The sequence below is a fragment of the Amycolatopsis vancoresmycina genome (genome assembly GCF_000716785.1).
In the GTDB taxonomy this organism is placed as follows: Bacteria; Actinomycetota; Actinomycetes; order Mycobacteriales; family Pseudonocardiaceae; genus Amycolatopsis; species Amycolatopsis vancoresmycina.
In genome coordinates, this window is the sequence record NZ_JNYY01000014.1 from 365,852 (window position 1) to 387,286 (window position 21,435).

18 protein-coding genes are annotated in these 21,435 nt (G+C 70.2%); 6 read left to right on the forward strand and 12 right to left on the reverse strand.

Annotated elements, in window-relative coordinates; genetic code table 11:
- Window positions 1–10: 10 nt before the first annotated feature.
- Window positions 11–1,873, reverse strand: a complete 1,863-nt coding sequence (locus tag OO60_RS30910; RefSeq protein WP_004558755.1) for a Na+/H+ antiporter — start codon at window positions 1,871–1,873, stop codon at window positions 11–13.
- Between the two features lie 211 nt (window positions 1,874–2,084).
- Here OO60_RS30910 and OO60_RS30915 point away from each other — a divergent pair, with 211 nt between their 5' ends.
- Window positions 2,085–3,470 carry a carboxylesterase/lipase family protein gene (locus OO60_RS30915; RefSeq protein ID WP_033262647.1) on the forward strand — a complete coding sequence of 462 codons (1,386 nt, stop codon included), beginning with the start codon at window positions 2,085–2,087 and terminating at the stop codon, window positions 3,468–3,470.
- A 33-nt stretch (window positions 3,471–3,503) separates the two neighbouring features.
- On the opposite strand, the gene OO60_RS30920 is transcribed toward OO60_RS30915, so the two are convergent.
- The 5 genes from OO60_RS30920 to rnhA all read right to left on the reverse strand — a co-directional run bounded on the left by OO60_RS30920 (window position 3,504) and on the right by rnhA (window position 9,890).
- Window positions 3,504–6,581 (reverse strand): glycosyl hydrolase 2 galactose-binding domain-containing protein, encoded by a 3,078-nt coding sequence (locus OO60_RS30920; RefSeq protein ID WP_004558757.1) that lies wholly within the window; start codon window positions 6,579–6,581, stop codon window positions 3,504–3,506.
- Window positions 6,582–6,697: 116 nt separating this feature from the next.
- Entirely contained in the window at window positions 6,698–7,930 is a 1,233-nt protein-coding gene (locus tag OO60_RS30925) for a hypothetical protein (protein ID WP_004558758.1), read from the reverse strand.
- A gap of 24 nt (window positions 7,931–7,954) precedes the next feature.
- On the reverse strand, window positions 7,955–8,335 hold the full coding sequence (locus OO60_RS30930; RefSeq protein WP_004558759.1) for a YchJ family protein: 381 nt from the start codon (window positions 8,333–8,335) through the stop codon (window positions 7,955–7,957).
- Window positions 8,336–8,383: 48 nt separating this feature from the next.
- Window positions 8,384–9,274, reverse strand: coding sequence for a PLL family lectin (locus tag OO60_RS30935; RefSeq protein WP_004558760.1), 891 nt, complete (start codon window positions 9,272–9,274; stop codon window positions 8,384–8,386).
- A gap of 154 nt (window positions 9,275–9,428) precedes the next feature.
- Complete coding sequence (gene rnhA / locus OO60_RS30940) at window positions 9,429–9,890, reverse strand: ribonuclease HI (protein ID WP_004558761.1); 462 nt, start codon at window positions 9,888–9,890, stop codon at window positions 9,429–9,431.
- A 75-nt stretch (window positions 9,891–9,965) separates the two neighbouring features.
- Between rnhA and OO60_RS30945 the strand changes: the two genes are divergently transcribed.
- The 3 genes from OO60_RS30945 to OO60_RS30955 all read left to right on the forward strand — a co-directional run bounded on the left by OO60_RS30945 (window position 9,966) and on the right by OO60_RS30955 (window position 12,868).
- Window positions 9,966–10,670 carry a Crp/Fnr family transcriptional regulator gene (locus OO60_RS30945; protein ID WP_004558762.1) on the forward strand — a complete coding sequence of 235 codons (705 nt, stop codon included), beginning with the start codon at window positions 9,966–9,968 and terminating at the stop codon, window positions 10,668–10,670.
- Window positions 10,671–11,060: 390 nt separating this feature from the next.
- Window positions 11,061–11,990: a hypothetical protein gene (locus tag OO60_RS30950; RefSeq protein ID WP_033262678.1), complete on the forward strand. Its 930-nt coding sequence runs from the start codon at window positions 11,061–11,063 to the stop codon at window positions 11,988–11,990.
- 95 nt (window positions 11,991–12,085) lie between these two features.
- Complete coding sequence (locus OO60_RS30955; protein WP_004558764.1) at window positions 12,086–12,868, forward strand: DUF1684 domain-containing protein; 783 nt, start codon at window positions 12,086–12,088, stop codon at window positions 12,866–12,868.
- Between the two features lie 15 nt (window positions 12,869–12,883).
- On the opposite strand, the gene OO60_RS30960 is transcribed toward OO60_RS30955, so the two are convergent.
- Both OO60_RS30960 and OO60_RS30965 read right to left on the reverse strand, forming a co-directional pair.
- The gene (locus OO60_RS30960; protein ID WP_004558765.1) at window positions 12,884–13,369 is read right to left on the reverse strand and encodes an AMIN-like domain-containing (lipo)protein; all 486 of its coding nucleotides are present in this window, start codon (window positions 13,367–13,369) and stop codon (window positions 12,884–12,886) included.
- Window positions 13,370–13,467: 98 nt separating this feature from the next.
- Window positions 13,468–15,453, reverse strand: coding sequence for a UvrD-helicase domain-containing protein (locus OO60_RS30965; protein WP_033262648.1), 1,986 nt, complete (start codon window positions 15,451–15,453; stop codon window positions 13,468–13,470).
- Window positions 15,454–15,993: 540 nt separating this feature from the next.
- Here OO60_RS30965 and OO60_RS46005 point away from each other — a divergent pair.
- Window positions 15,994–17,529: a DNA methyltransferase gene (locus OO60_RS46005; protein ID WP_004558767.1), complete on the forward strand. Its 1,536-nt coding sequence runs from the start codon at window positions 15,994–15,996 to the stop codon at window positions 17,527–17,529.
- Window positions 17,530–17,712: 183 nt separating this feature from the next.
- Here the strand turns inward: OO60_RS46005 and OO60_RS46010 are convergent, their stop codons facing one another.
- The 3 genes from OO60_RS46010 to OO60_RS30980 form a co-directional block, all read right to left on the reverse strand.
- The gene (locus OO60_RS46010) at window positions 17,713–17,955 is read right to left on the reverse strand and encodes a helix-turn-helix transcriptional regulator (RefSeq protein ID WP_081655995.1); all 243 of its coding nucleotides are present in this window, start codon (window positions 17,953–17,955) and stop codon (window positions 17,713–17,715) included.
- 522 nt (window positions 17,956–18,477) lie between these two features.
- Window positions 18,478–18,807: a hypothetical protein gene (locus OO60_RS30975; RefSeq protein ID WP_004558769.1), complete on the reverse strand. Its 330-nt coding sequence runs from the start codon at window positions 18,805–18,807 to the stop codon at window positions 18,478–18,480.
- Window positions 18,797–19,072, reverse strand: a complete 276-nt coding sequence (locus OO60_RS30980; protein WP_004558770.1) for a hypothetical protein — start codon at window positions 19,070–19,072, stop codon at window positions 18,797–18,799. Before OO60_RS30980 ends, OO60_RS30975 begins: the two co-directional genes overlap by 11 nt.
- Before the next feature lie 295 nt (window positions 19,073–19,367).
- On the opposite strand from OO60_RS30980, the gene OO60_RS30985 reads away from it, so the two are divergent.
- Entirely contained in the window at window positions 19,368–20,507 is a 1,140-nt protein-coding gene (locus OO60_RS30985) for an NsdA family TPR-like regulatory protein (protein ID WP_483294832.1), read from the forward strand.
- Here the strand turns inward: OO60_RS30985 and cutA are convergent.
- Window positions 20,504–20,827: a divalent-cation tolerance protein CutA gene (gene cutA / locus OO60_RS30990; RefSeq protein ID WP_033262649.1), complete on the reverse strand. Its 324-nt coding sequence runs from the start codon at window positions 20,825–20,827 to the stop codon at window positions 20,504–20,506. The two genes, OO60_RS30985 and cutA, sit on opposite strands and share 4 nt — an antisense overlap.
- Window positions 20,828–21,435: the final 608 nt, after the last annotated feature.

Here is a 21,435-nt window from a genome sequence, read left to right on the forward strand (position 1 = left end):
GGCCCCGACCCTAACCCAGCTGCTTGTCCACGAAACACCATCGCCACGTCTCGCCGGGCTCGAAGCTGCGCATGACCGGATGGCGGGACTCCTGGAAGTGCCGGGTCGCGTGCCGCCGCGGCGAGGAGTCGCAGCAGGCGACGTTGCCGCACTTCAGGCACATCCGCAGGTGCACCCACGTCGTGCCCTCGGCGATGCAGGCGGCGCAGCTGTCGGCCGAACTGGGTTCCTTGTCGGTCCACTCGTGGGCGAGGTGCTTGCACGACCCCGCCGTCGCGGCCGGGGTGCGCAGCTCGCGGCCCTCGGTGTCGGGCTCGGCCTCGTCGCGGTCGAGCATGGACTCTTCGATGTCGAGCCGCTCCAGGACCTTGCGCAGCACGTCGTCGTCGGCGCTGCCGCTGTCGCGGGCCTTGAGGAACTGGTCGCGTTCCACTTCCAGCAGGGCCAGCCGCAGCCGGCGGTAGGCGTCGCTCGGCGTCTCGGCCAGCGCGCTCTGCCTGCCGAGCTGCTCCCACGCCGAGTCGGCGCGGTGCTGCAGCCGGTCCCGCAGGCGCTGGATGATCTCCGGCGGGTCGTCGGGCGACTGGATCTCCTCCAGCTTGGCCAGCGCCGCCCGGGTCATGTCGTGGAGCACGGCCGCCTCCTGCAGCGCGTCCTCCGCCGGATCCGGCCGCGGCAGGCGCAGCCGCCGGATCAGCGGCGGCAGCGTCATGCCCTGGACGGCGAGGGTGCCGGCCACCACGACGAACGCCGCGAGCACCAGCACGGCCCGCTGCGGGGTGTCGGCGGGCAGCACGAAGGCGGCCGCGAGCGTGACCACCCCGCGCATGCCCGCCCACGCGATGACGGCCGAGTACCGCCACGGCCAGATCTTGGCCCGCGGCTTCTTCGGCAGCAGCCGCCGTTCCACGCGCTTCACGGTGCCGATCCCGGCCATCCACAGCACCCGGGTCAGGATGGTCGCGCCGAGCACGGCGACGCAGATCCAGGTGAGCATGGCCAGGGACAGGCCGCTCTCGCCGACCTCGGCGAGGATCCGCCGCAGCTGCAGGCCGATCAGCAGGAAGACCATGTTCTCCAGCAGGAACTGGATGGTCTGCCAGTTCAGCCGGGACGCCAGCCGCGTCGATCCGGAGAGGATCTGCGGTGCCTTGTGCCCGAGGATGAGCCCGGCGATGACGACCGCGAGCACGCCGGAGCCGTGGATCGCCTCGGCCGGGATGTAGGCGATGAACGGCACGGCGAACGACAGCGCGGTGTCGAGCACCGGCTCGTCCATCCGGGCGCGGATGAACGCGGCCGCGAACCCGACCACCAGGCCGACCACCGCCCCGCCGATGGCCGCGCGGAAGAAGTCCGCGCCGACCTGCCAGAGGCTGACCGAACCGGCCAGCGCGGCGATGGCCGTGCGGAGGGCGACCAGCGCGGCCGCGTCGTTGAACAGGCTCTCGCCTTCGAGCAGCCGGATCAGCTTGCGGGGCATGCCGACCCGGCGGGCGACGACACTGGCCGCGACCGCGTCCGGCGGCGCCACCACCGCGCCGAGCGCGATGCCGCCGGCCAGCGGGAGCCCGGGGATCACCGCCCAGGCCGCCACGCCGACGCCGAGCGCGGTGAACACGACGAGCCCGACCGACATCAGCCCGATCGCCCCGCGGTTCTTCCGGAAGTCGACCAGCGACGTCTGGATGGCCGCCGAGTACAGCAGCGGCGGCAGCAGGCCCAGCAGCACGACCTCGGGGTCGAGGTGGACCTCGGGCACACCGGGGACGTAGGAGGCGGCGACGCCGACGACGATCAGGCACAGCGGGGCGGACCAGTCCAGCCGCCGCGCCACCGCGCTGACGACGAGGACGGTCACGACCAGCGCCACTATCTCTGCAGCTACGTGCACGGGCTAATCATTACCCGTCCGCCGCGGCGGGTGTCACCTGGCCAGGTCGGTGCGGGCTTCGGCGGTCGCTCGCGGTGGAAGCCGGGGTGGGGACCGGACGACACGCGTGCCCCGATGGACGACACGCGTACTCAGGCGGACGACACGGCCTGCGCGGTGCCGGGTGCCGTGTCGTCCCTAGGCTGGGCGTGTGACGACGGTGGAGATCGCGGCCGGTGTCCTGCGCGGGTCCGGGCGGGACGGGGTCAGGACGTTCCTCGGCGTGCCGTACGCCGAGCCGCCGGTGGGGGAGCTGCGGTTCCGCGCGCCACGCCCCGCCAAGCCGTGGTCCGGTGAACGCGACGCGACGGAGTGGGCGCCCCGCGCGCCGCAGCCCCAGCTGACCGGGCGTGGCTTCACCGGCGACGAAGACTGCCTCTACCTCAACGTCTACGCGCCTTCCGAACCCGGCTCGTACCCGGTTCTCGTGTGGATCCACGGCGGGGGCGGCGTGATGGGCGCGCCACACCAGTTCGACGCGTCCGCGTTCGCCCGCGCCGGCGTGGTTGTCGTGACTGTCGCCTACCGGCTCGGCGTGCTCGGGATGCTCCACCTGCCCGGGGTCGCCGACTCGAACCTGTCCCTGCGCGACCAGGTCGCCGCCCTCGGCTGGGTGCGGGAGAACGTCGGCGCGTTCGGTGGCGACCCGGACCGCGTCACGCTGGCCGGGCAGTCCAACGGCGGTCGTACCGTCGGGACGCTGCTCGCCGTGCCCGCCACCCGCGGTCTCGTCCACCAGGCGATCGTGCAGAGCGGCACCGGCGTCGGCTCGGTCGTGCACACCCCGGCCGAAGGCGCGGCCGTCGCCGACGCCGTCCTGCGGGAACTGGACGCCCGGCCCGGAGATCTCGCCACGCTGCCGGTCACGCAGATCCTCCAAGCGCAGCAACGCGTTTCGGCGGTTTCGGGCACCAAGGTGACCTACCGCGTGGTCGTCGGCGACGAACTGCTGCCGGAACGGCCGCTGGAGGGCGTCCGGGAAACCCCGCTGCTCATCGGGACGACGGCCGACGAGGAAGACCTGTTCGGCTGGCTGCAGTCGGGTGGCGCGAAGCTGCTGGGCGTCGGCTCGACGATGCTGGACGCGGTCGAAATCGACAAGGCCGTCGCGGTGTATAACGACCTACTCGATTGGCCTCAGGACCAGATCCGCAACCGCGTGCTGACCGCGGGGGACTGGTGGATCCCGGCCATCCGGTTCGCCGAGCGGCAGCCGGCCGCCTGGATGTACCGCCTGGACTGGCGGATCGCCCCGCGCGGCAAGGGGCTCGGCGCCGTGCACGGCCTCGATCTGCCGCTGGTGTTCGACGACATCCGCAACCGCAACTGGCGGTTCCTCTTCGCCGGGCGGACGTTCCCGGCCGAGCGGATGCAGGCGGTGGCGACGGAGATGTTCGGCGCCTGGGTCCGGTTCGTCGCGACCGGCGACCCGGGCTGGCCGCGTTACACGCCCGCCGACCGCGTCACGCGCCTGTTCGACGACGTCAGCTCCACGGTGTCCGATCCGGACCGCGAGCAGCGGCTGCTCTGGGACTGAGCCGGGGCGGCGCGAGACCGCCCCGGCCCGGACCTAGACGGTGATCTTGTCGACGTTCGGGCCGCCGTTGGCGGTCGTCGCGGTCGCCTTGATCTTGTTCGTGCCCGCCGTCAGGGTGACCGGGATCGTGACCGTCTGCCACGTGTCCCAGTTGCCCGTGCCGCCGAACGCCAGCGCGGACGCCACCTTCGTGCCGTTCACCGTGATGTCCATCGGCCGGTTCGCCGTGGTGCCGTTGGCGAACCGCAGGACGACGTTCGCGTTGCCCGCCGCGGCTGCGGAAACGGTGAACTCCACCGCGCTGCCGACCGCGTTGTCGTAGTTGACGAACCCGGTCCCGGTGAACCCGGCGTGGTTGGACTCCGCGACGCCGTTCGTGATCGTCGCGTCCTCGGCCTGGTAGTCCACCGGGTTGCCGGGGCCGGGGTCGACCGTGCCGTCCGCCGGGATCGTCTTCGTCCCGGTGTTCCAGCCCGCGACCCGCACGGACGGCTTGGCGCCCTTGAGGTCCGCGGTCCGGTACGTCGCCGTCAGCGTGGCCGACTCGCCCGGCCAGAGGCTGACCTGGTTGTCGGTCCACCGCACCGGCAGCACCGGCGCGCCCGCCGCGCCGACCACGTGCGCGTCGACGAAGAACGCCGGCACCTTGCCGGACGAGCCGTTCGTCAGCGTCACCTTGGTCGTCGTGGTGCCGTCGCCGTTCGCCGTCGAGGTGGCCGTCGACCCGAGCGAGACCTGGGCCAGGCTGTTCAGCCCCGACAGGTCCGCGTACGCCGTCGTCGGCGTGTAGTACCAGTCGCTGTTGCCCCAGTCCAGGGTGTCGGCCTTGGTGGACAGCCAGTACACGTTCCGGCTGACCTCCTTGCCCGAGGAGTCCGTGAGCACCAGCTTCGCCAGGTACGTCGTCGACAGGCCGCTCACCGAACCGATGGTCAGCGCGGTCGTCTTCGCGCCGTCACCGCCCACCGACACGCTCTTGGTCTGGTCGAACTTCGAGGTGCCGTCCAGGTTGAACAGCTGCACCCGGGCGGTCAGGCCGGACGCCGCGTCGTGGTTGTGGTTCACGACCACGACCGACTTCGTGTCGTACGAGTACTGGATGTGCAGCGGCTCGTTCGCCTTCTTGGCCCCGAAGTACGAGCCGTTCTGGTCGAGGTAGGCGTCGAACAGCTGCCAGTGCAGCGACGTCCAGCCGCTGTTGAGCATCCAGTAGATGATCCCGGTGGCCGGGTTCGAGCTGTCGCTGAAGTTCCGCGAGTGCGACTCGAACTCCGCGCGGACGTTCTCGTACTGCGCCAGCTGCGCCTTCCGGACGAAGTCGTCCAGGCTCGCCGGCTTGCCGTAGCGGCCGGTGAGGGCGTCGCCGAAGAGCTTCAGGTTGGCGAACGTCGAGGACGACGACCGGTGGTACTGCGCGGCCGACGGGTTCTTCCACAGGGTGTCCAGCTCACCGGACGACATCATCCGCTTGAGCGTGTCCATGGTCGGGATGTCCGGCCCGGCGCTGGTCTCGGAGTTGAAGCTCCACGCGCCGCCGAGGTCGCTGTGCGCCTTGTCGTACCAATAGTTCGGCGGGACGTAGTCGTACGGCCCGTTCATCTTCATCCCGGACGACCCCAGCTGCGGCGACGACTTCGCCGACGCGGCCGGGACCACCGGCGTCGCCCAGTCCGCGGCGGACAGCGCGTCGAGGTAGTTCTTCTCGATCGTCGCGTCGGGGGCGAAGTCGCTGCCGATCAGGAACGAGATGACGCTGGGGTGGTCGCGCAGGCGCTCGGCCTCGGCGGTCATCGACGCCTTCGCGACCGGGTAGTCGGCGGCGGTCCAGGGGTCACCCTTCTCGCTGCCGTTGACCTGGCCCTCCCACTTGTCGCAGCATTCCCAGCCGGGCAGGGTCAGCACGCCCATCCGGTCGGCGAGGTCGAAGAACTCGTCCGGCTCGATGTGCCCTTCCAGGCGCACGGTGTTGAGCCCGAGGTCCTTGACGTAGGCGAGCTTGTCCGCCGCGTACTGCTCGTTCCAGCGCAGGAACAGGTCCGGCGAGTAGCCGCCGCCCTTGATCAGCAGCGGCCGCCCGTTGATCGTGTAGGACCGGCCGCCGCTCGAGTTCTTGTTCGCCGTCACCGTGCGGACGCCGAAGCTCGAGTGCGAGGTGTCCGAAGCCGTGCCGCCGACGCTCGCGGTCAGGTCGAGGTCGTAGAGCGGCTGCCCGCCCATCCCGGCCGGCCACCAGACCTGCGGGTTGTCGATCCCGACCACGCCGAACGTGACGGTCTTCTTCTCCTTGGCGGCCAGCGAAACCGTCTGGCTGATCGGCTTGCCCGCCACCGTGCCGGAGACCGTCGTGGACACCGCGGCGGCGCTGTCGTTGCGGACGTCGGCCTTCACCGTCAGGTCGGCGTGGCTCAGCCCGGTCAGCTTCGTGACGACGTGGCCGCCGCGCAGCGCCACCGGGCCGCTGCGCCGCACGAGGACGTCCCGCACGATGCCCATGTTCTGGTCCGGCGGGGTCTGCGCCCAGTCGATCCAGCCCATCGACAGGTCCTTGTCCGGGTCGTTCGGGTAGACCTTGAACGCGACGCTGTTCGTGCCGGCCTTGACCTGCGCGGTGATGTCGAGGTCGTGGCGCGTGTAGGCGCCGGTGACCTCGGCCTTGTCCGCGATCTTCGTCCCGTTGACCCAGACGTCGGCCTTGGACAGCACACCGCTGAAGTCGAGGTACGTGCGCTGGGTGGTGTCGGCGACGGTGAGGTCGGTGCGGTACCACCACGGGACCTTGAAGTCCGCGGTCGGCACGTTCTTCATGTTCGTCGAGTAGAACGGGTCGGCGTACTTGCCGTTAGCCAGCAGGCCGGCGTAGACGGTCGAGCGCGGGCCGACCGGGTACCAGCCCGAGGTGTTGTAGCCGGGTTTGGAGACCGCGGAGTCGTCGCTGACCTGCGCCGACGTCTGGATCAGGAAGCCGGGGACGGCGGTCGCCGGCGCCGCGGCCGCGACGACGGCTCTCGCGGGTTCCTGCCCGGTGGCCGAAGCGACGGTGACCCCGCTGACCGCGACGGCGAGTGCCGCCGCCGCGAGGAGGGTCCGGGTTCTTCTCTGCCGATAGCTCACTAGCGCGCCTCCTAGGCACCCACGGCGGCGGGGGACAGCGGACCATCGTTAGGGAACTTTCCTAACAATTGCGACGATCGTAGCGGTCCGATCACGCCGGGAACAGGGCCGTTTCGTCAGACCCGGGCGGCTTGCCACGCCGCCGCGGCCCGCAGGGCCAGCAGGAGCGGCAGGGAACCGTCCTCCCAGAGCCGCGGCGGGAGTGCCTCGCTGAGCGGGACACCGCCGGCCAGCGCGGCGCCGATCGCGGGGAGGTCGACGTCGAAGAGCGTCAGCCCGGCGCTGTAGAGCCGTTCGCCGCTGCCCGGGCGGCGCCGCGTGACCTCGGCGCTGTCGACGGCCAGCTCGGTCAGCCCGAAGAACTCGGGCTTGGCGCCGCGCTCCATCCAGCGCGCGAACCCGACCACCTTCGTCCCGCGGACGTCCGCGGGCCGGAGCCCGCTCTCCTCGCACAGTTCGCGTTCCATCCCGGCGCGGACCGCGGTGTGCAGCAGCCGGCGCCGCCCGCCGTCGGGCGTGCGCAGGTCACGCGGCTCCAGCGAGCCGCTGCCCGAGGGCGCGAGCAGCAGCCCGCTGACGGAGTTGAGCGACGACTGCCGGACGGTGACCAGCTTGCCGTCGGTGGTGAACGCGACCGTGGAGACGCCGACGAGGTCGGCCAGCGTGCTGCTGCTCAGCTCCCGCAGCGCGCCGGCGGTGTCGGTGAGTTCGGCCTTGCGCAGGTCGTACTCTTCGCCGGTGTCCACGCGCGTGATGCGCAGCGCGCCGAGTTCGTTCGAGCAGACGGCGTCGAAGAACCGCGCCCGGTGCAGCCGGACCGGCGCGGGCCGGGCGCCGGCGGCGGGCAGCGGGTCGCCGCGCATCCCGACGATCGGCCCGTTGAACAGCAGCCGGCCGCGCGCCCGCAGCGGCAGTACGTGCGGCGCGGTCGCCTTCAACGCCGGGGGCAGCCGGTAGGGCTCCTCGGCGACGTCGATGGTGTGGCGTTCGGTCCACAGCTCCCGGTCGATCGCCGCGCTGACCAGCGCCGTGCCGCGGGCGGGCACGGCGAGGTAGGCCGGTTCCGGGTAGGCGGCCGGTGGCGGCAGCTCGGCGGTCGGGAAGGGCGCGGCGATGGTGGTGAACTCGAACCCGGCCCAGCGGCGGCGCAGCAGCCGGACGTCACGGGTGAAGGTGGCGACGCCCAGCGCGAGCGCGACGACGGAAAGCACCACGCCGACCGCGCTCGGCAGGATGGTGACGACACCGAGCACGACCCCCAGCCCGGACGCGGCGAGCGGCCACTCCCGGGCGCCGAGGAAGCCGAGGTAGTCCGCCTTGGCCCGGGCGCGGCGCGTCAGTTTTCCCATCGCCGCCCTGTTTAGCACGAAGGGCTACGCCTCCGCGTCGAGATAGACCCAATGGCCGTCCTCGCGGCGGAACCGACTGTTCTCCTCGACGAAACCGTCCTGGCCGTGGTGGCGGTAGTGCGCCCGGAACTCGACCGTGCCTTCGTTGTGCAGCAGCCCGCCGCCGGAGCGGCCGAGGATCTCCAGCCGCGTCCACTCCTGGCCGGGATCGAGCCGCAGCTGCCGCGGCCGCGTGCCGGGGTGCCAGGTGCGCAGCAGGTACGCGGTGTCGCGCACGGCGAAGGCACTGAACCGCGAGCGCATCAGCAGTTCGGCGGTCGGCGCGGAAAGGCCGCCGTCGTGGAACCGGCCGCAGCAGTCGGCGTAGGACTCGGCGAGGCCGCACGGGCACGGGGCGGGAGGCATCGGGAAATTGTGCCACGGTGGGCCGTGCCCCACCGCGGAGCCCTCATTTCACCCCTGCCATTTGTGGTAAAGGCGGCCGTCCGCGCCGGTGATGAAAGTATCGATCCGGCCGGGTCCCCAGGAAACCGCGGCCGGGCCGAGGGGGTGCAGCAGCAGCCCGCCCAGGGATTCCCAGCCGGACCAGTCGCCGTCGAACCGGTTGTGGCGCAGGGTTCCGTCGATGCCGCGGACGAACATGTCGAGCCGGCCGGGAGCCCGGGAAGCCACGCCGACGCCCGCCGTCAGCGGCCCGCAGAGGGGCTCCCACGCCGACCACGATCCGGCGAAAGCCTTGTGGTACAGCACATGGTCCGTTCCGCGGGCGAAGAGGTCGATCCGCCCGGGGCCCCAGGAAACGGCCGCCGGGTACGACGTGACGACACCGTCGAGGCTCTCCCACTCGGACCAGCCGCCGTCGAACCACCGGTGGTGCACGGCGTTGTCCTTGCCGCGCGCGAAGACGTCGAGCCGTCCGGGCGCCCACGACGACACCGCCGGCGCCGACGTCAGGGCGCCGCCGAGCGACTGCCACGCCGACCAGCCGCCGTCGAACCGGGTGTGGCACAGGACGTTCCCGGTGTTCACGGCGAAGACGTCGATGCGCCCGTCACCCCACGAGACGGCGGCCGGTGCGGACGCCAGTGGTCCGCCCAGCGGTTCCCATTCGGACCAGCCGTCGTGGAAAGCCTTGTGGTACAAGGCGTTGTCCGACGCCCGGACGAACACGTCGAGCCGCCCCGGCGCCCACGAGGCCGCGGCCGGCGGGGACACCAGCTCGCCGCCGTGGTCTTCCCATCCGGACCAGCCCGGCTGCCGGGCGGTGTGCGCCAGCGCGGAGGCGGTGCCCATCGCGGCGTCGGCGGCCGGTTCCGCCGCGGCGGCGGACCTGCGTTTCCTCACGGTTTCTCCTCCGGCGAATCCGCGGGAGAACGACCGGGAAAACCGTGTCCGGCGGACCGAGGCGGAAATTATCGGCGGCGTGGCCCGTGGTCAACCGGCCGGACGGGTGAGGGAAACGGCCCGATGGTGGAAAACGGCGAATTGACGGCGCCTGCTAACCCGCGTTGACCGGTTCCCCGGTCTTGCGCGCCTCCTGCGCGCCCCGCACCGCGAGCCGGTCGGCCCGCTCGTTCTCCGGGTGGCCCGCGTGGCCCTTGACCCAGAGCCACTCGACCTCGTGCTCGCCGACCGCCGCGTCGAGGCGCTGCCACAGGTCCGCGTTCTTCACCGGCTCGCGGGCCGTCGTCTGCCAGCCGTTCTTCTTCCAGCGGGGCAGCCACTGCGTGATCCCGTTGCGGACGTACGTGCTGTCCGTGTAGACGCGCACCTGCGACCGCCGGGTCAGGCTCTCCAGGGCCCGGATCGGCGCCGTCAGCTCCATGCGGTTGTTCGTCGTCGGGGTCGCTTCGCCGCCGTACAGCTCGCGCTCGTGCCTGCCGTAGCGCAGCACCGCGCCCCAGCCACCCGGTCCGGGGTTGCCGCTGCACGCGCCGTCGGTGTAGATCTCCACGTCCACGCGCCGACCCTACCGGGCGGCACCCTCGCGGAACGCCGCCACGCCGGGTTACCGTGAGATCTCCGGAGGGGAGCCATGAGCGCGCAAGAGGACACGGCTGAGGGGGCGCTGCTGGCTTACCTCGCCGACGCCGATCGCGAGTACCTGCTCGCCCGCGGCACCCGCCGCCGGTTCCGCGCGAACGACGTCGTGCTGATGGAGGGCGACCCGTCCGACCACGTCCACGTGCTGGTCTCCGGCTGGGTGCGCGTCTCCACGATCGTCGAGGACGGCCGCGAGGTGCTCTTCGGGCTGCGCGGCCCCGGCGAGGTGCTGGGCGATCTCGCGGCGGTCACCGGGCGGCCGCGGTCGGCGTCGGTGCGCGCGATCGAGCCCTGCACCGTCTTCCAGCTGACCGGCGCGGAGTTCGTCGACGTCCTGCACGCCCGGCCGGCGATCGCCATCGCCACGATCAAGACCGTCGCGGCCCGGCTGCGCGCGGCGGAGTCCGCCCGGGTCGACTCGGCCGCCTTCGACGTCAGCCGCCGGGTCGCGGTGGTGCTGGTCCGGCTGGCCGAGGAACGCGGCCGCACGGTGCCGGAGGGCGTCGTCATCGACGCGCTGTCGCAGGAGGACGTCGCCGCGCAGATCGGGGCGGCCCGGCGGACCGTCGCGCGGGCGCTGCGCGTGCTGCGGGAGCGCGGGATCGTCGAAACCGGCAGGCGCCGGTTCCTCATCCGCGAGCCCCGCGTCCTCCAGGCCTTCGCGCGTTCTGAGCCAAACGGCACACAAGACCGGTGACATCGGACATCTGACGGGCGCCGCCACCCGGCGATCCTGGAACCGGCCGGAAAAGAATCGGATGCCTTCCGGCCGGTTTTCCTTTTTCGAGCGAGGCCGGTGAGCCGCGGTCCTGCGCGTCCACGACCGGATTCCGTCCCTGCGGAATTGCTCTCCGCCTCGGCCCGGGTACCGCGATGAGGAGGTGTGTCTGATGGAGAGCCACTCGATCTGGGCCCTGATCTTCGGGGCCGGCTGACCCGCGGTGGCCCGGCCGGCCGGCTCGTGGGGGGCCGGCCGGCCGGGCATTTCGCGAACGATTCCCCGGTGATCGGCACCTGGTAGCGTGAGTATTTCTTGCGCCGGGAACGCAAAGGGGTGGGAACGACGGACGAGCACACCTTGCCGTTCGTGCGGGAGCTGAACGAACTGCGCCGCGGCCGCGGGCTCGACGCGGCCGACCTGCACCTGCGGATCGGCCCCTGCCTGCGGGCGGCCTGCGCGATCACCGAGGCCGACCAGCCCGCGGCCGCGCGCCACAAGCTCGTGCTGCGGCTCACCGAGTTGTGCGGGCGGCTGCCGGCGGACCTGCGGCTGGCCGCGCTGGCGGCCCTCGGCCTGCACGAGGAGGCGGCCGGCGAGTTCCTCGACCGGCGGATCTCCTGGCTCGCCACGGTCCTCGACCGCGACCCGCGCACCGCCCGCCGCCGGATCGACCTCGCGTTCCGCCGGCTCGACGAGCTGCTCGGCGCGCCCGCCTCCCGCGGTGACCGGCACCCGCTGGCCGGCTGGTACGTCGAGTCGATGAAGGCGATGCTCCGGCTCGACCACGACCCACCCAGCCTGCAGGAGGAGCGCCGGATCGTCGCGGAGACCGACGAGCTGGACGAGCTGATCCTGCCGTTCAGCGTGCCGGCCGGCCCGGGCAGCGGCCCGGGGCCGGGCATCACCGCGGACGCGCTGTTCGGCGGCGAAGTCGTCGAAACGCGCCCGGTTTCGGCCAGCCACGCGCAGTTCGTGCTGCGGCTGCCGAGCCCGCTGCGGCTCGGCCAGCGGCACGAGTACGGCATCCGGTTCACGCCGCAGCGCACGGAACTGCGGCCGTACTACGTCATGACGCCGCTGCGCCGCTGCGAGGAGTTCACGGTGCGGGTCCGGTTCGACCGCGCGGCGCCGCCGTCGCGGGTGTGGCGGCTCAACGGCGTGCCCGGCCGGGTGGTCGACGACGGCGTCGATTCGGGCGACGCGCTGACGGTCAACCGGGTCGGCGAGGTCGGCCTCGAGTTCCACGACCTGCACCAGGGGCTCAGCTACGGGCTGCAGTGGTCCTTCGGCGACTGAGGCCCTCCGGCGGCTGAGCCGTCCGGATGCTGGGACGCGGAATAGCGGCGCGGGCACCGGGTTGGCACCGTCGTAGCCGACGGAAGGGGCCCGCGATGAGCACGTTCACCCAGGAGTGGCAGGACTGGAAGGTTCGGCGCGAGGCGGACCTGGCGCAGCCGCACGGCTGGCTGGCGCTGGTATCGCTCGACTGGCTGACCGACGCCCCGCGGGAGTACCCCGGCATCCCCGGCCGCTGGTGGCAGGACGCGGACGCGGCCTACGTCGACCCGGCCGGCGCGTCCCTGGTGCACGAGGGCGAACCGGTCACCGGCGTCCGGCGGTTCGGGCTGGTCAACAGCGGCGCCGGCACGCGCGTGCTGGCCGGCGACGTCGAGATCGAGGTGGCCCGCCGCTCGGGGTACCTGATCCGCGTCCACGACCCGAAGGCCGAGGTGCTGCGCGAGTTCCACGGGGTCCCGGCGTACGAACCGTCGCCGTCGTGGGTGCTGTCCGGGCGGTTCGAGCCGTTCGACGCACCGCGGCCCACGACGGTGGGCGCCGTCGTGGAGGGACTCAGCCACGTCTACACGGCACCCGGGGTGGTCCGTTTCACGCGCGACGGCGCGCCGCACACGCTGACGGCGTTCAACGGCAAGGACGGCGGGCTCAGCATCCTGTTCACCGACGGGACGAGCGGCGTGACGACGTACGCGGCCAACCGGTCGCTGCCGGTCGGGGCGCCGGCCGCGGACGGCTCGGTGACGCTGGACTTCAACCGCGCGGTGAACCTGCCGTGCGCGTTCACCGACTTCGCGACGTGCCCCCTGCCGCCGGCGGGCAACCACCTGCCGTTCGCGGTCGAGGCGGGGGAGAAGATCCCGTACGAGCGCGGGTGACTCCCCCGCCCGCCGTCAGTGGGCGACGTCGATGACGACGCGGTTGGGCGCGGTGAGCGTGAAGACGTTCACCGCGGTCCGCGACCGCACCCCTAGTCCGACCGAGAGGTGCCCCTCGAAGTCCCCGGTGACGGCAACGGCCATGACGTTGGCGAGGTTCTGCGTCCGGAACTTCGGCGGCCCGGTGTAGGTGGGGTTCCCGGCAGCATCGTGCGCGGCGGCGGGCGTCGCGGTGACGTTGACGAAGAACTGCCCGGTCAGCCAGACGATTTCACCGCTCGGGTCGGCGGTGAGCTCATCGGTGAGCTGGTAGCTGACGGCGGGCGCGGGCCCGGAGCTCAGATCGAGCACGACCCGGTCGAACCCGGCGTTGTTCCCGGTCCGGATGGTGGTCATGGCCGGAATGACGGGCGCGGCGGCCTGGGCGGGCGAACCGGCGATCCCGCCTGCCGCGAGCAAGAGGACGACGGCGGCGAGCGCGCGCCGCTTCGTGGTGGACATGGTGGGCCTCCTGGCGGAGAGAACCGATGGAAGTCGCAGCGCTGGGTTTGCGAGGGACGCCCGGTTCGTCCGGGAAGTTGCCCTGACGTCCTCTATCGTTACCCGGCTGCTCCGAACGTGTCCTCGACGACACCCCACCAGAGGAAGTCCCGGGCGCGCGTCGCCGCGACGAGGCGCTGCCGGTCGCGCAGGTCCGACGCCTCTTCCGCGGCGGCTCCCCGCTCACCCGGTTCGCCGGTGAACTCGACGACCAGGACGGCCTGGAAGTCGAGGCCCTTCGCCCGGTGCACGGTGCCGGCCTTGAGGTGGTCGTCGGGGGCTCCGGAGTAGTCGTCGAGGGACAGGACGGGAATCCCGGCGGCACGCAGGATCCGGCGGCACCGCACGAGGTCCTGGTGCTGGAACACGATCAGCGCGGTCTGCCCGAGCGTGTCCCGCAGCCCGGCGATCCGCCGCGTCAGCTCGGCGGCGAGGTCCCGTTCGGGCCCGCGCCAGGACGCCGTCGTGCCGCCGGTGTTGCCCGCTTCCGCGTGCCGCAGGGTGATCCCGGCCGCGCCGTCGAGGTCGTCGACCTCGTTGCGCGCGTCGAACCGCTGGGCGAAGGCCAGGACTTCGGCGCGGTTGCGGTAGTTGACCCGCAGCACCTCGCCGCGGCCCTGGACCGGGATGCCCGCGTCGGAAAGCCGCCAGCCACCCGGGTAGACCTGCTGCTGGCCGTCGCCGACCAGGAGGAGCTGGTTCGGGCCGGTGCCGCCCAGCTCCTTGATCAGCCGGAGGCCGTTGAGGGTGATGTCCTGCACCTCGTCGACCACCACCGCGGCGTAGCGCGTTTCGAGCGGTTGCCGCCGCAGCTCGGCCAAGGCGAGGTCGATGACGTCGTTGTGGTCGTGCAGGCCGCGCTCGGCGAGCATCTCCTGATAAGTCTCGTAGAACTGCCAGACCGCGGCCTTCTGTTCGTGCCCCAGCCGGACTTCGCGTCCGCGCCGCACCGACGGACGGCGGTACTCCTCGAGCGTGGTGAACCCGCGTCCCTTGATGACCCGGTCGAGTTCGGTCCGCCAGTACTCGTCGTGCCGCTCGATCGGTTCGAGCACGGCCCGGTGGCGCATCCAGGCTCGGCCGAAGGCGGTTCGCACGCCACGGGCGTCGACCTCCACGGCCTGCCCGCGCCCGGCGAGGAACCGGCGCACCCAGGCGTGGAGGTGGAGGAACTCCGCCCGGTCCCCGAGTTCCGGGGCCAGCCGGCGGAAGGCGGCCTCGTGCACGGGCGGGAGGGTGCGCACGAAGGTGGTGAACAGCAGCGGCCCACCGGTCCGCCGGGCGACGTGCCGCAGCCGGTGGAGCGCGACGACGGTCTTCCCGGTCCCGGCCGGCCCGCTGATCCGCGCCGGCCCGCGGTAGTCGCGGGTGACGACCGCCCGCTGGTGCGGGTGCAGGAAGGTCAGCCACGAGTCGAAGGGCCGCAGCTGCGCGGCGGCGACCTCGGCGTCGACGAGGCTCCCGGCGTCCAGGAAGCCGTCGGTGGTTCCGCCGCGTTCCGGGACTCGGACGCGCAACGGGACATAGCCGTCGAAGAACCTCTCGGCCTGCGCACTGATCTCTTCGATCTGCCGCCGGTTGAGGTGTGGTGCGGCGGGCTTGAGCAGCTTCGCCAGTTCGGGCTCGGCGAGCACCCGGAACAGCCCGGCGTCCCGGACGGCGACCGGGGGACCGGGAGTGATCAGCACGAAGTGGACGGCGCTGCCGGCGAGCACACGCCCCCGGCCATCCCGGATGCCGGCGCACCTTTCTTCGGCGCGCCGCACGAGCTCGTGGCGGCTGGAGCCGTGCGGTGGGGCGCCGGCGACGGTGACGGCGAAGATGCCGTCGGGACCGACGAGGAAAGCGTCCGCTTGCTCGTCCAGGGGCGTGGCGCGCACGAAGAGGCGCCAGTTCCCGGCGGTCTCGACGAGCAGGGCGGTGAGGATCCGGCGCCGGTCGCCGTCGAGCTGCGGGATCTTCTCGTTCAGCAGGGCCGAAGCCTGCTGCTGGAGCACCCGCCTGGCGTGCTTGCTCTGCGCCACCGACCCTCCCCGTCGTGACATGCGGTGATCACCCTATCCCGGCGGTCGTTACCAGGGTAAGGCCGATGTCGTCTTCCCCGATCGCTCGCCTGGGTAGATCGTTCGGCGACGCCGTCGTTTGCGCCGGCCCGGGAACGGAGTCTCGCATCAGTAGCAAAAGGGGAAATTAGTGCGCCGTTGCGAGGCAGGCTGAGTGGCCCACATCTGTCTACCTCGGTCCGACTGGCCCTCCGCGCTGCCGCCCGGACTGGCCCATTCGATTGGCTGACTACGCCAGACGGTCAGCCTGCCTTCTTGATCCAAATCGCCTGGGTTACCGCTACTGAGCCAACTCGGTGACCTTGCTTGACGATCATTTTTCTTGCGCCGAATCTCGGATATGGAGATCGTGAACCCTTGGGGAAGGTGTGATGACTATGGTCAAGTGTACGAGCAGTCGATTGGTGCTCGAGCCGTGGCCTGTTGGTTGGTATGCGTAGGATTCGCAGTTCGGCGACCGTCCTTCACGGTCGGATGTTGCGGTTGTCGTGGTTCCATGCACATAGGAAGAGTGAGACTGTCATGTCCGATCAGATCGACACCGGCGTCCTCTATCGGGAGGACAACATCAATGCGCTTTCGAACATGCCATCCAATAGTGTTGATCTAGTTTACCTCGACCCCCCGTTCTTTTCCAACAGGTCTTATGAGGTTATCTGGGGAGACGAGGCCGAAGTGCGGTCGTTCGAAGATCGCTGGGAGGGGGGTATTCAGGTGTATATCGACTGGATGCGAAATCGGGTCCGGCATCTGTATCGGATTCTCAAGTCGACCGGTTCGTTGTACTTGCACTGTGATCCCCATGCGAGCCACTACCTGAAGGTTATGCTCGATGAGATATTCACGGTGACCAGCTTCCGGAACGAAGTGATCTGGAAGCGAACCGGCTCACATAATTCCGCGCGCCGATGGGGTCCTCAGCACGACGCCATCCTGTTCTACTCGAAGTCGGACGCGTTCACGTGGAACAAAGTCTACCAAGCCTATGACCTCAGCTATGTCGAGGAGAAGTTCAAGTACGAGGATGCTCGGGGTCGTTACCAAGACGTGGCGCTTACCGGCCCTGGTCGTCGCGCGGGGGATTCCGGCCTGCCGTGGCGTGGCGTGGACCCGAACTGTAGCGGTAGACATTGGGCAATACCGTCGCTCATGTATGAGTATTTTGAGAAGATAACCGGTCGTTCGCTGAGTTCGTTACCGATTTCCGAACGCTTGGATGAAGCGGACCGGGTGGGTTTGATCCATTGGCCTGCCAAAAGGGGTGGACAGCCGAGGTTCAAGCAGTATCTCCATATCTCTCCGGGGGTTCCGGTGCAGGACGTTGTCGTGGATGTGCACCCGATAAATTCGAGGGCGGCCGAACGGCTCGGCTACCCGACGCAGAAACCGGAAGCGCTCTTGAAGCGGATTATCGAGTCAAGCAGTAATGTAGGAGATATTGTAGTCGACCCGTTCTGTGGATGTGGTACCGCTGTTTCTGCTGCGCAGCAGCTGGGGCGAAGGTGGATTGGGATCGACATCAGCCCTACTGCGATGGAAATCATTCGACAGCGGATGCGCCGGGTGACCAGCTCGCCGATCCAGGTGCTGGGAATGCCTGACTCCGAGGAGTCTCTTCGTCGGCTCAAGCCTTTCGAGTTTCAAAATTGGGTGATACAAAAGTTCGTCGGCACCCACTCGCCTCGACTGTCCGGCGACATGGGAATCGACGGTTACAGCTTCATGGTCAACCATCCAATCCAAGTCAAACGGTCGGATCGAGTCGGCCGTAATGTCATCGACAACTTCGAGACCGCCATGCGTCGCGGGAAGCACGAGGTGGGCTACGTCGTGGCTTTCAGCTTCACGCGTAACGCGCGGGAAGAAGCTGCGCGAGCGCGCTGGGCAGATGGCCTCGAAGTCCGGTTGATCACTGTCAAGAACCTTCTGGAGCCGAGACTCGACGAGAAGATTCCGGAGTTGGCGTCAGTCAGTGAGCTTCCGCTGCCGCCGTCCAGGTCTGCCGCCGCCCGGCCCACGCCGGAAGACCTCATCGCCAGCGACAAAGCCGCCGGTTGACTCCAGTTCGCCGGTCGTGCTCGCGCCACTCCGTCGCGCCTGGTCCGGCAAACTCGACCGGGTTCTTCGGCTGCTGGGTGGTAGGTGCGCGGTCGTTTCGGACGTGACGGACAACGACGGCGGTGTCGGCTCTTCACTGCGCCGCATTCGGCTGGTTGGCCTGCTCTGGCGCCGAACGCCGGGTTACAACGGCTTGGCCAGCCCGCGCCGACCGTCGTCGGTGAGTACGAAGTAGCGGTGGATCTTGTCGGGCTCATCCCACTCGTCCTTGAGCCAGCCGCGCTGCTTCAGCTTGTCCAGCATCGGGTAGAGGCGGTTGCTGTGCACCTGCGCAGCGTGGCGTAAATCTTCGGGGTAGAAGCGGGCTTTCTCAGCTCCCGCGAGGAGCACCGCCGCCAGCCTGCGCATTTCCCGGGTGGACCGCATGGGTCAATCCTAACTCTCGTCGTCCTGCGACGGTGGCCATTGCCTCGGCGGCCAGCGGAACAGGGTCGATCGGTAGGGGCCGCCCGGATGGGTCGGGCCGCTCGGCTGCTGCGGGGGCCAGCTTCCCGCCGAGCCGAGGGTCACATTGCCTTGCTGGCCTCCGGTGAGGCAGCTTCGCCGGTCGCGTCGACGTCGGTTCGACCTGTGTGGCATGAGACGTGTCCTTGCGCTCAGGGGGCGGCGGGTTGATGGGGCCCCGTTGTGGGGCGGGGTTGCCGCGCGTGGGAGAGCTGGGCCTGTCCCTGCCGGGGCCTGGGCGGGTCGGTCCGGGGCCTGCAGGATTGCGCGGCGTAGGCATCGGCCGTCCTTCGATAGAGGCGTGGACAGGTCGGAGATCAGGGAGCGCGGCTCTTCCGCTTCGCCTCGACTCCGCTGCGCACGGCAGGGTGTGGGCGGCTGGAACCCGGCCGACGCGTCCGCCCAACGTGTGGAGGACTGGCAGAACGCGCCGGCCGGGAGCTTCTACTCACCTCGCGCAAGTCGCGTCTGCAGCTCGGGCCGCAGCTCACGTGCGATCCACCGGTCAAGCTCAGCCCGACTCACCGACGCCCTGATCTCCTCGGCGTCCGGCACCTTCTCGGCGTTGAACACGATCGTCAGGTCCTTGCGAGGAATCGTGATCGTCTCCTCGACCACGTTGAGGTCTAGGCAGGCTTCGCGTACTGCGGCCTTCCAGGTCGGAAGATCGCATTCGTCGCCGAGGCGCTCGTGGGTGAAGACGAGCCAGTGGCCGAGTGCAAGTTTCTGCGCCAGCTCGGCCGGGTCGCGGATGTAGTACGGCTCAGCGGGCACCGGGCACCTCCGTGGGCCTGGTCTTGTTGAGGCAGGCGAGGCATGGCGGGTGCGTGCGATGCCCGACCGATTGTCGGGTGATGCTTGGCCGGTCGTGGCCCAGCGGTCCCGGGCGCCGCTGCTCGCACGCCGGGAACACCAGCGGCGGCCAGTCCAGGGCGAGTTGCGCGTGCAGATAAAGGTGCGCGAGGCCGTCAATAAACCCGTGCCATTCCCACCAGTCGCCCTGCGCGGTGGCGCGCGGTACGTCGTCGAGCACCGTCATGTCGCGTACCGATTGATCCTCGGCTGCTGCCGTCGCACCTCGTCCACGGGAGGCGTCTCACCATCGCACGCTGTCACACTATCGAGGCTATGAGCGATAATGCCTGGTAGGAGGAGCCCGGAGAGGTGGCCATTCGCAGGGGGTGGCCAGAAGCGGGGGCCAGAGCGATGATGGCCACCTGCAGGGTGCGAGCCGAGGGAGTACGAGTGGAGCAGCAAGGGGTCGGCGCACTGCTCCAGAACCAGCGCGTGACCGCCGGCCGTTCTCAAGCTGAGCAGGCCGAGGTGCTTCCGAGATCTCGGGCCGGGTCGTCACCCGGAACGAAGTATCGCGATGGGAGCGTGAGCGGCGATTGCCGACGCCCTTCTGGCAGGAGCACATTGCCGCGAGCTTCGGGATCGATGTGCAGGGAATTCGGCGAGCGGTCATGGCGACTCGTGCGGAACAGCGGAAGACAAAGACGGGAGAGGTAGTGCAGCGGCGTGAATTCATCGGAGCAATGGCCGCTCTGGCGATCCCGCTGGCTCGCACCGAACAGCCGACAGCGCGCCGGATCGGACAATCCGACGTCGACGAGCTGCGCCGCCGAACAGCCCGACTCCGCCGCCTCGACAACGTCATCGGGGGCGCCGAAACCTTCCCGGTGTACTCCGCCGAGGTCGATTTCACGCAGCGGCTGCTCCGCGAATCAACCCACGCAACTGAGATCGGTCAGCAGTTGCGAGCGCTGCTCGCCGAGCAGCAGCAACAGGCTGGTTGGGCAGCGTTCGACCACGGTCAGCACGCACTCGCCCAGCGGTTCTACAGCGACAGCCGGAGAGCCGCCGAGGACGCTGGCGTGCTCGACCTTGCTGGAAACGCCCTGGCCTACGCCGCCTACCAACAGACCACGACAGCTCAGAGCGGAACTGCCCTGGCCGCCGACTCCTGCGAGATCGCGCGGCCGATGGCCACGCCGAAGGTCAACGCACTGCTGCTCGAACGGAAGGCGTGGGCTCATGCGACGGCTCGCGAGCCACAGGAGGCTGACCGGGCGCTGAACCTGGCGCGTGAAGCCCTGCAGGTCCGTGACGACCGTCCGGAGCCGGACTGGGTGTTCTGGGTGAACGACGCCGAGATCGACATCATGGCCGGGCGGTGCTGGACCGAGCTGCGCCGCCCGCTGCGGGCCGTGCCGGTGCTGGAGCGAGTGCTGTCCGGCTTCGACGACACGCACGCGCGCGACAAGGCGCTGTACCTGACATGGCTCGCTACGTCCTACCTGCACGCCCACGAGATCGAGCAGGCCGCCGTGACCCTCGCGCGCGCCGCCGACCTGGCCGCCGGAGTCAGCTCGGTGCGTCCGGCGGCCAGGATCGAGACCGTCGCCCGCCAGCTGACGCGGTACCGGTCGACGGCGGCGGTCGGCGACTTGCTCGCGCGGCTGGAGGTCTAGCAGGGCCGGGTGGACTCCTCGGCCCATGCCAGGTAGTCAGCCGAGCCGCGCACCAGCTCGACGGCCGTGACCTCCGGCTTGTCCCATGGGTGGTTCGCGATGATGTGCGCTTCCAGCTCGGCGTAGCGGGCGTCCGTGGTCTTGAACGTCACGTTGAACTCTTCGCCCTTGCCGCTTTCGCCGAGGTGCCAGAAGAACGACGTGACCGGGCCGATGACCTGTGCGGTCCCGGCGAGCCGGGCAGCGACGGCCGAACCCGCCAGCTTCTCGCCGGATTCACGGTCTGGGGTTGCTGTCGTCACGACAAGATGAACGGTCATGACGCGAGCCTAGGGGCCACTCTGAGACGTGGTCAGCTGGCGATGCCGTGGTCGGCGGCCGGCACCTGGAGCACGAACGTCAGCACGACACCGACGATGGCCAGCGTAAGGCGGACGAAGACCAACGTCCACAACAGGATCCGCCGGATCGAGTACGTCCGCCAGCTGCTCCAACGCGGCCTGAAGCATCGGGTCCTCGTCGCTCAGCACCCGGCTCTGGGCGGCGGCCTCGCTGGCGGACAGCCGGGTCGGCACGCGGCTCGTGTCGGACATCGTGATGGCTCCTTGCTCAAGGGCTGCGAGACCAGGTCGCTTGCCCAGGCACCGTTGTTACGGGTGCCTCCGCAGGCCAGCAGCCGGTGTGCGCTGGCGAACCATCGCCTCGCGCCGGGTGGCCTGGTGGCGCTCCAGGCGAATGCTGGAGCGCCACCGGCTGGTGTCGTTAGCCTTGGTGATGTTCATCGCCGCGCCTCCGCCCAGTCGGCGAGCGCGACGCCGAGACGGAAGGCACCCCAGCAGAGGAATGCCCCGGCGAGGGCGCCGCCGATAGCGGCGAGGACGGGGAGCAGGACGACCATGGAGGGCGGCCCCGTCCGGGTACGTCGTCA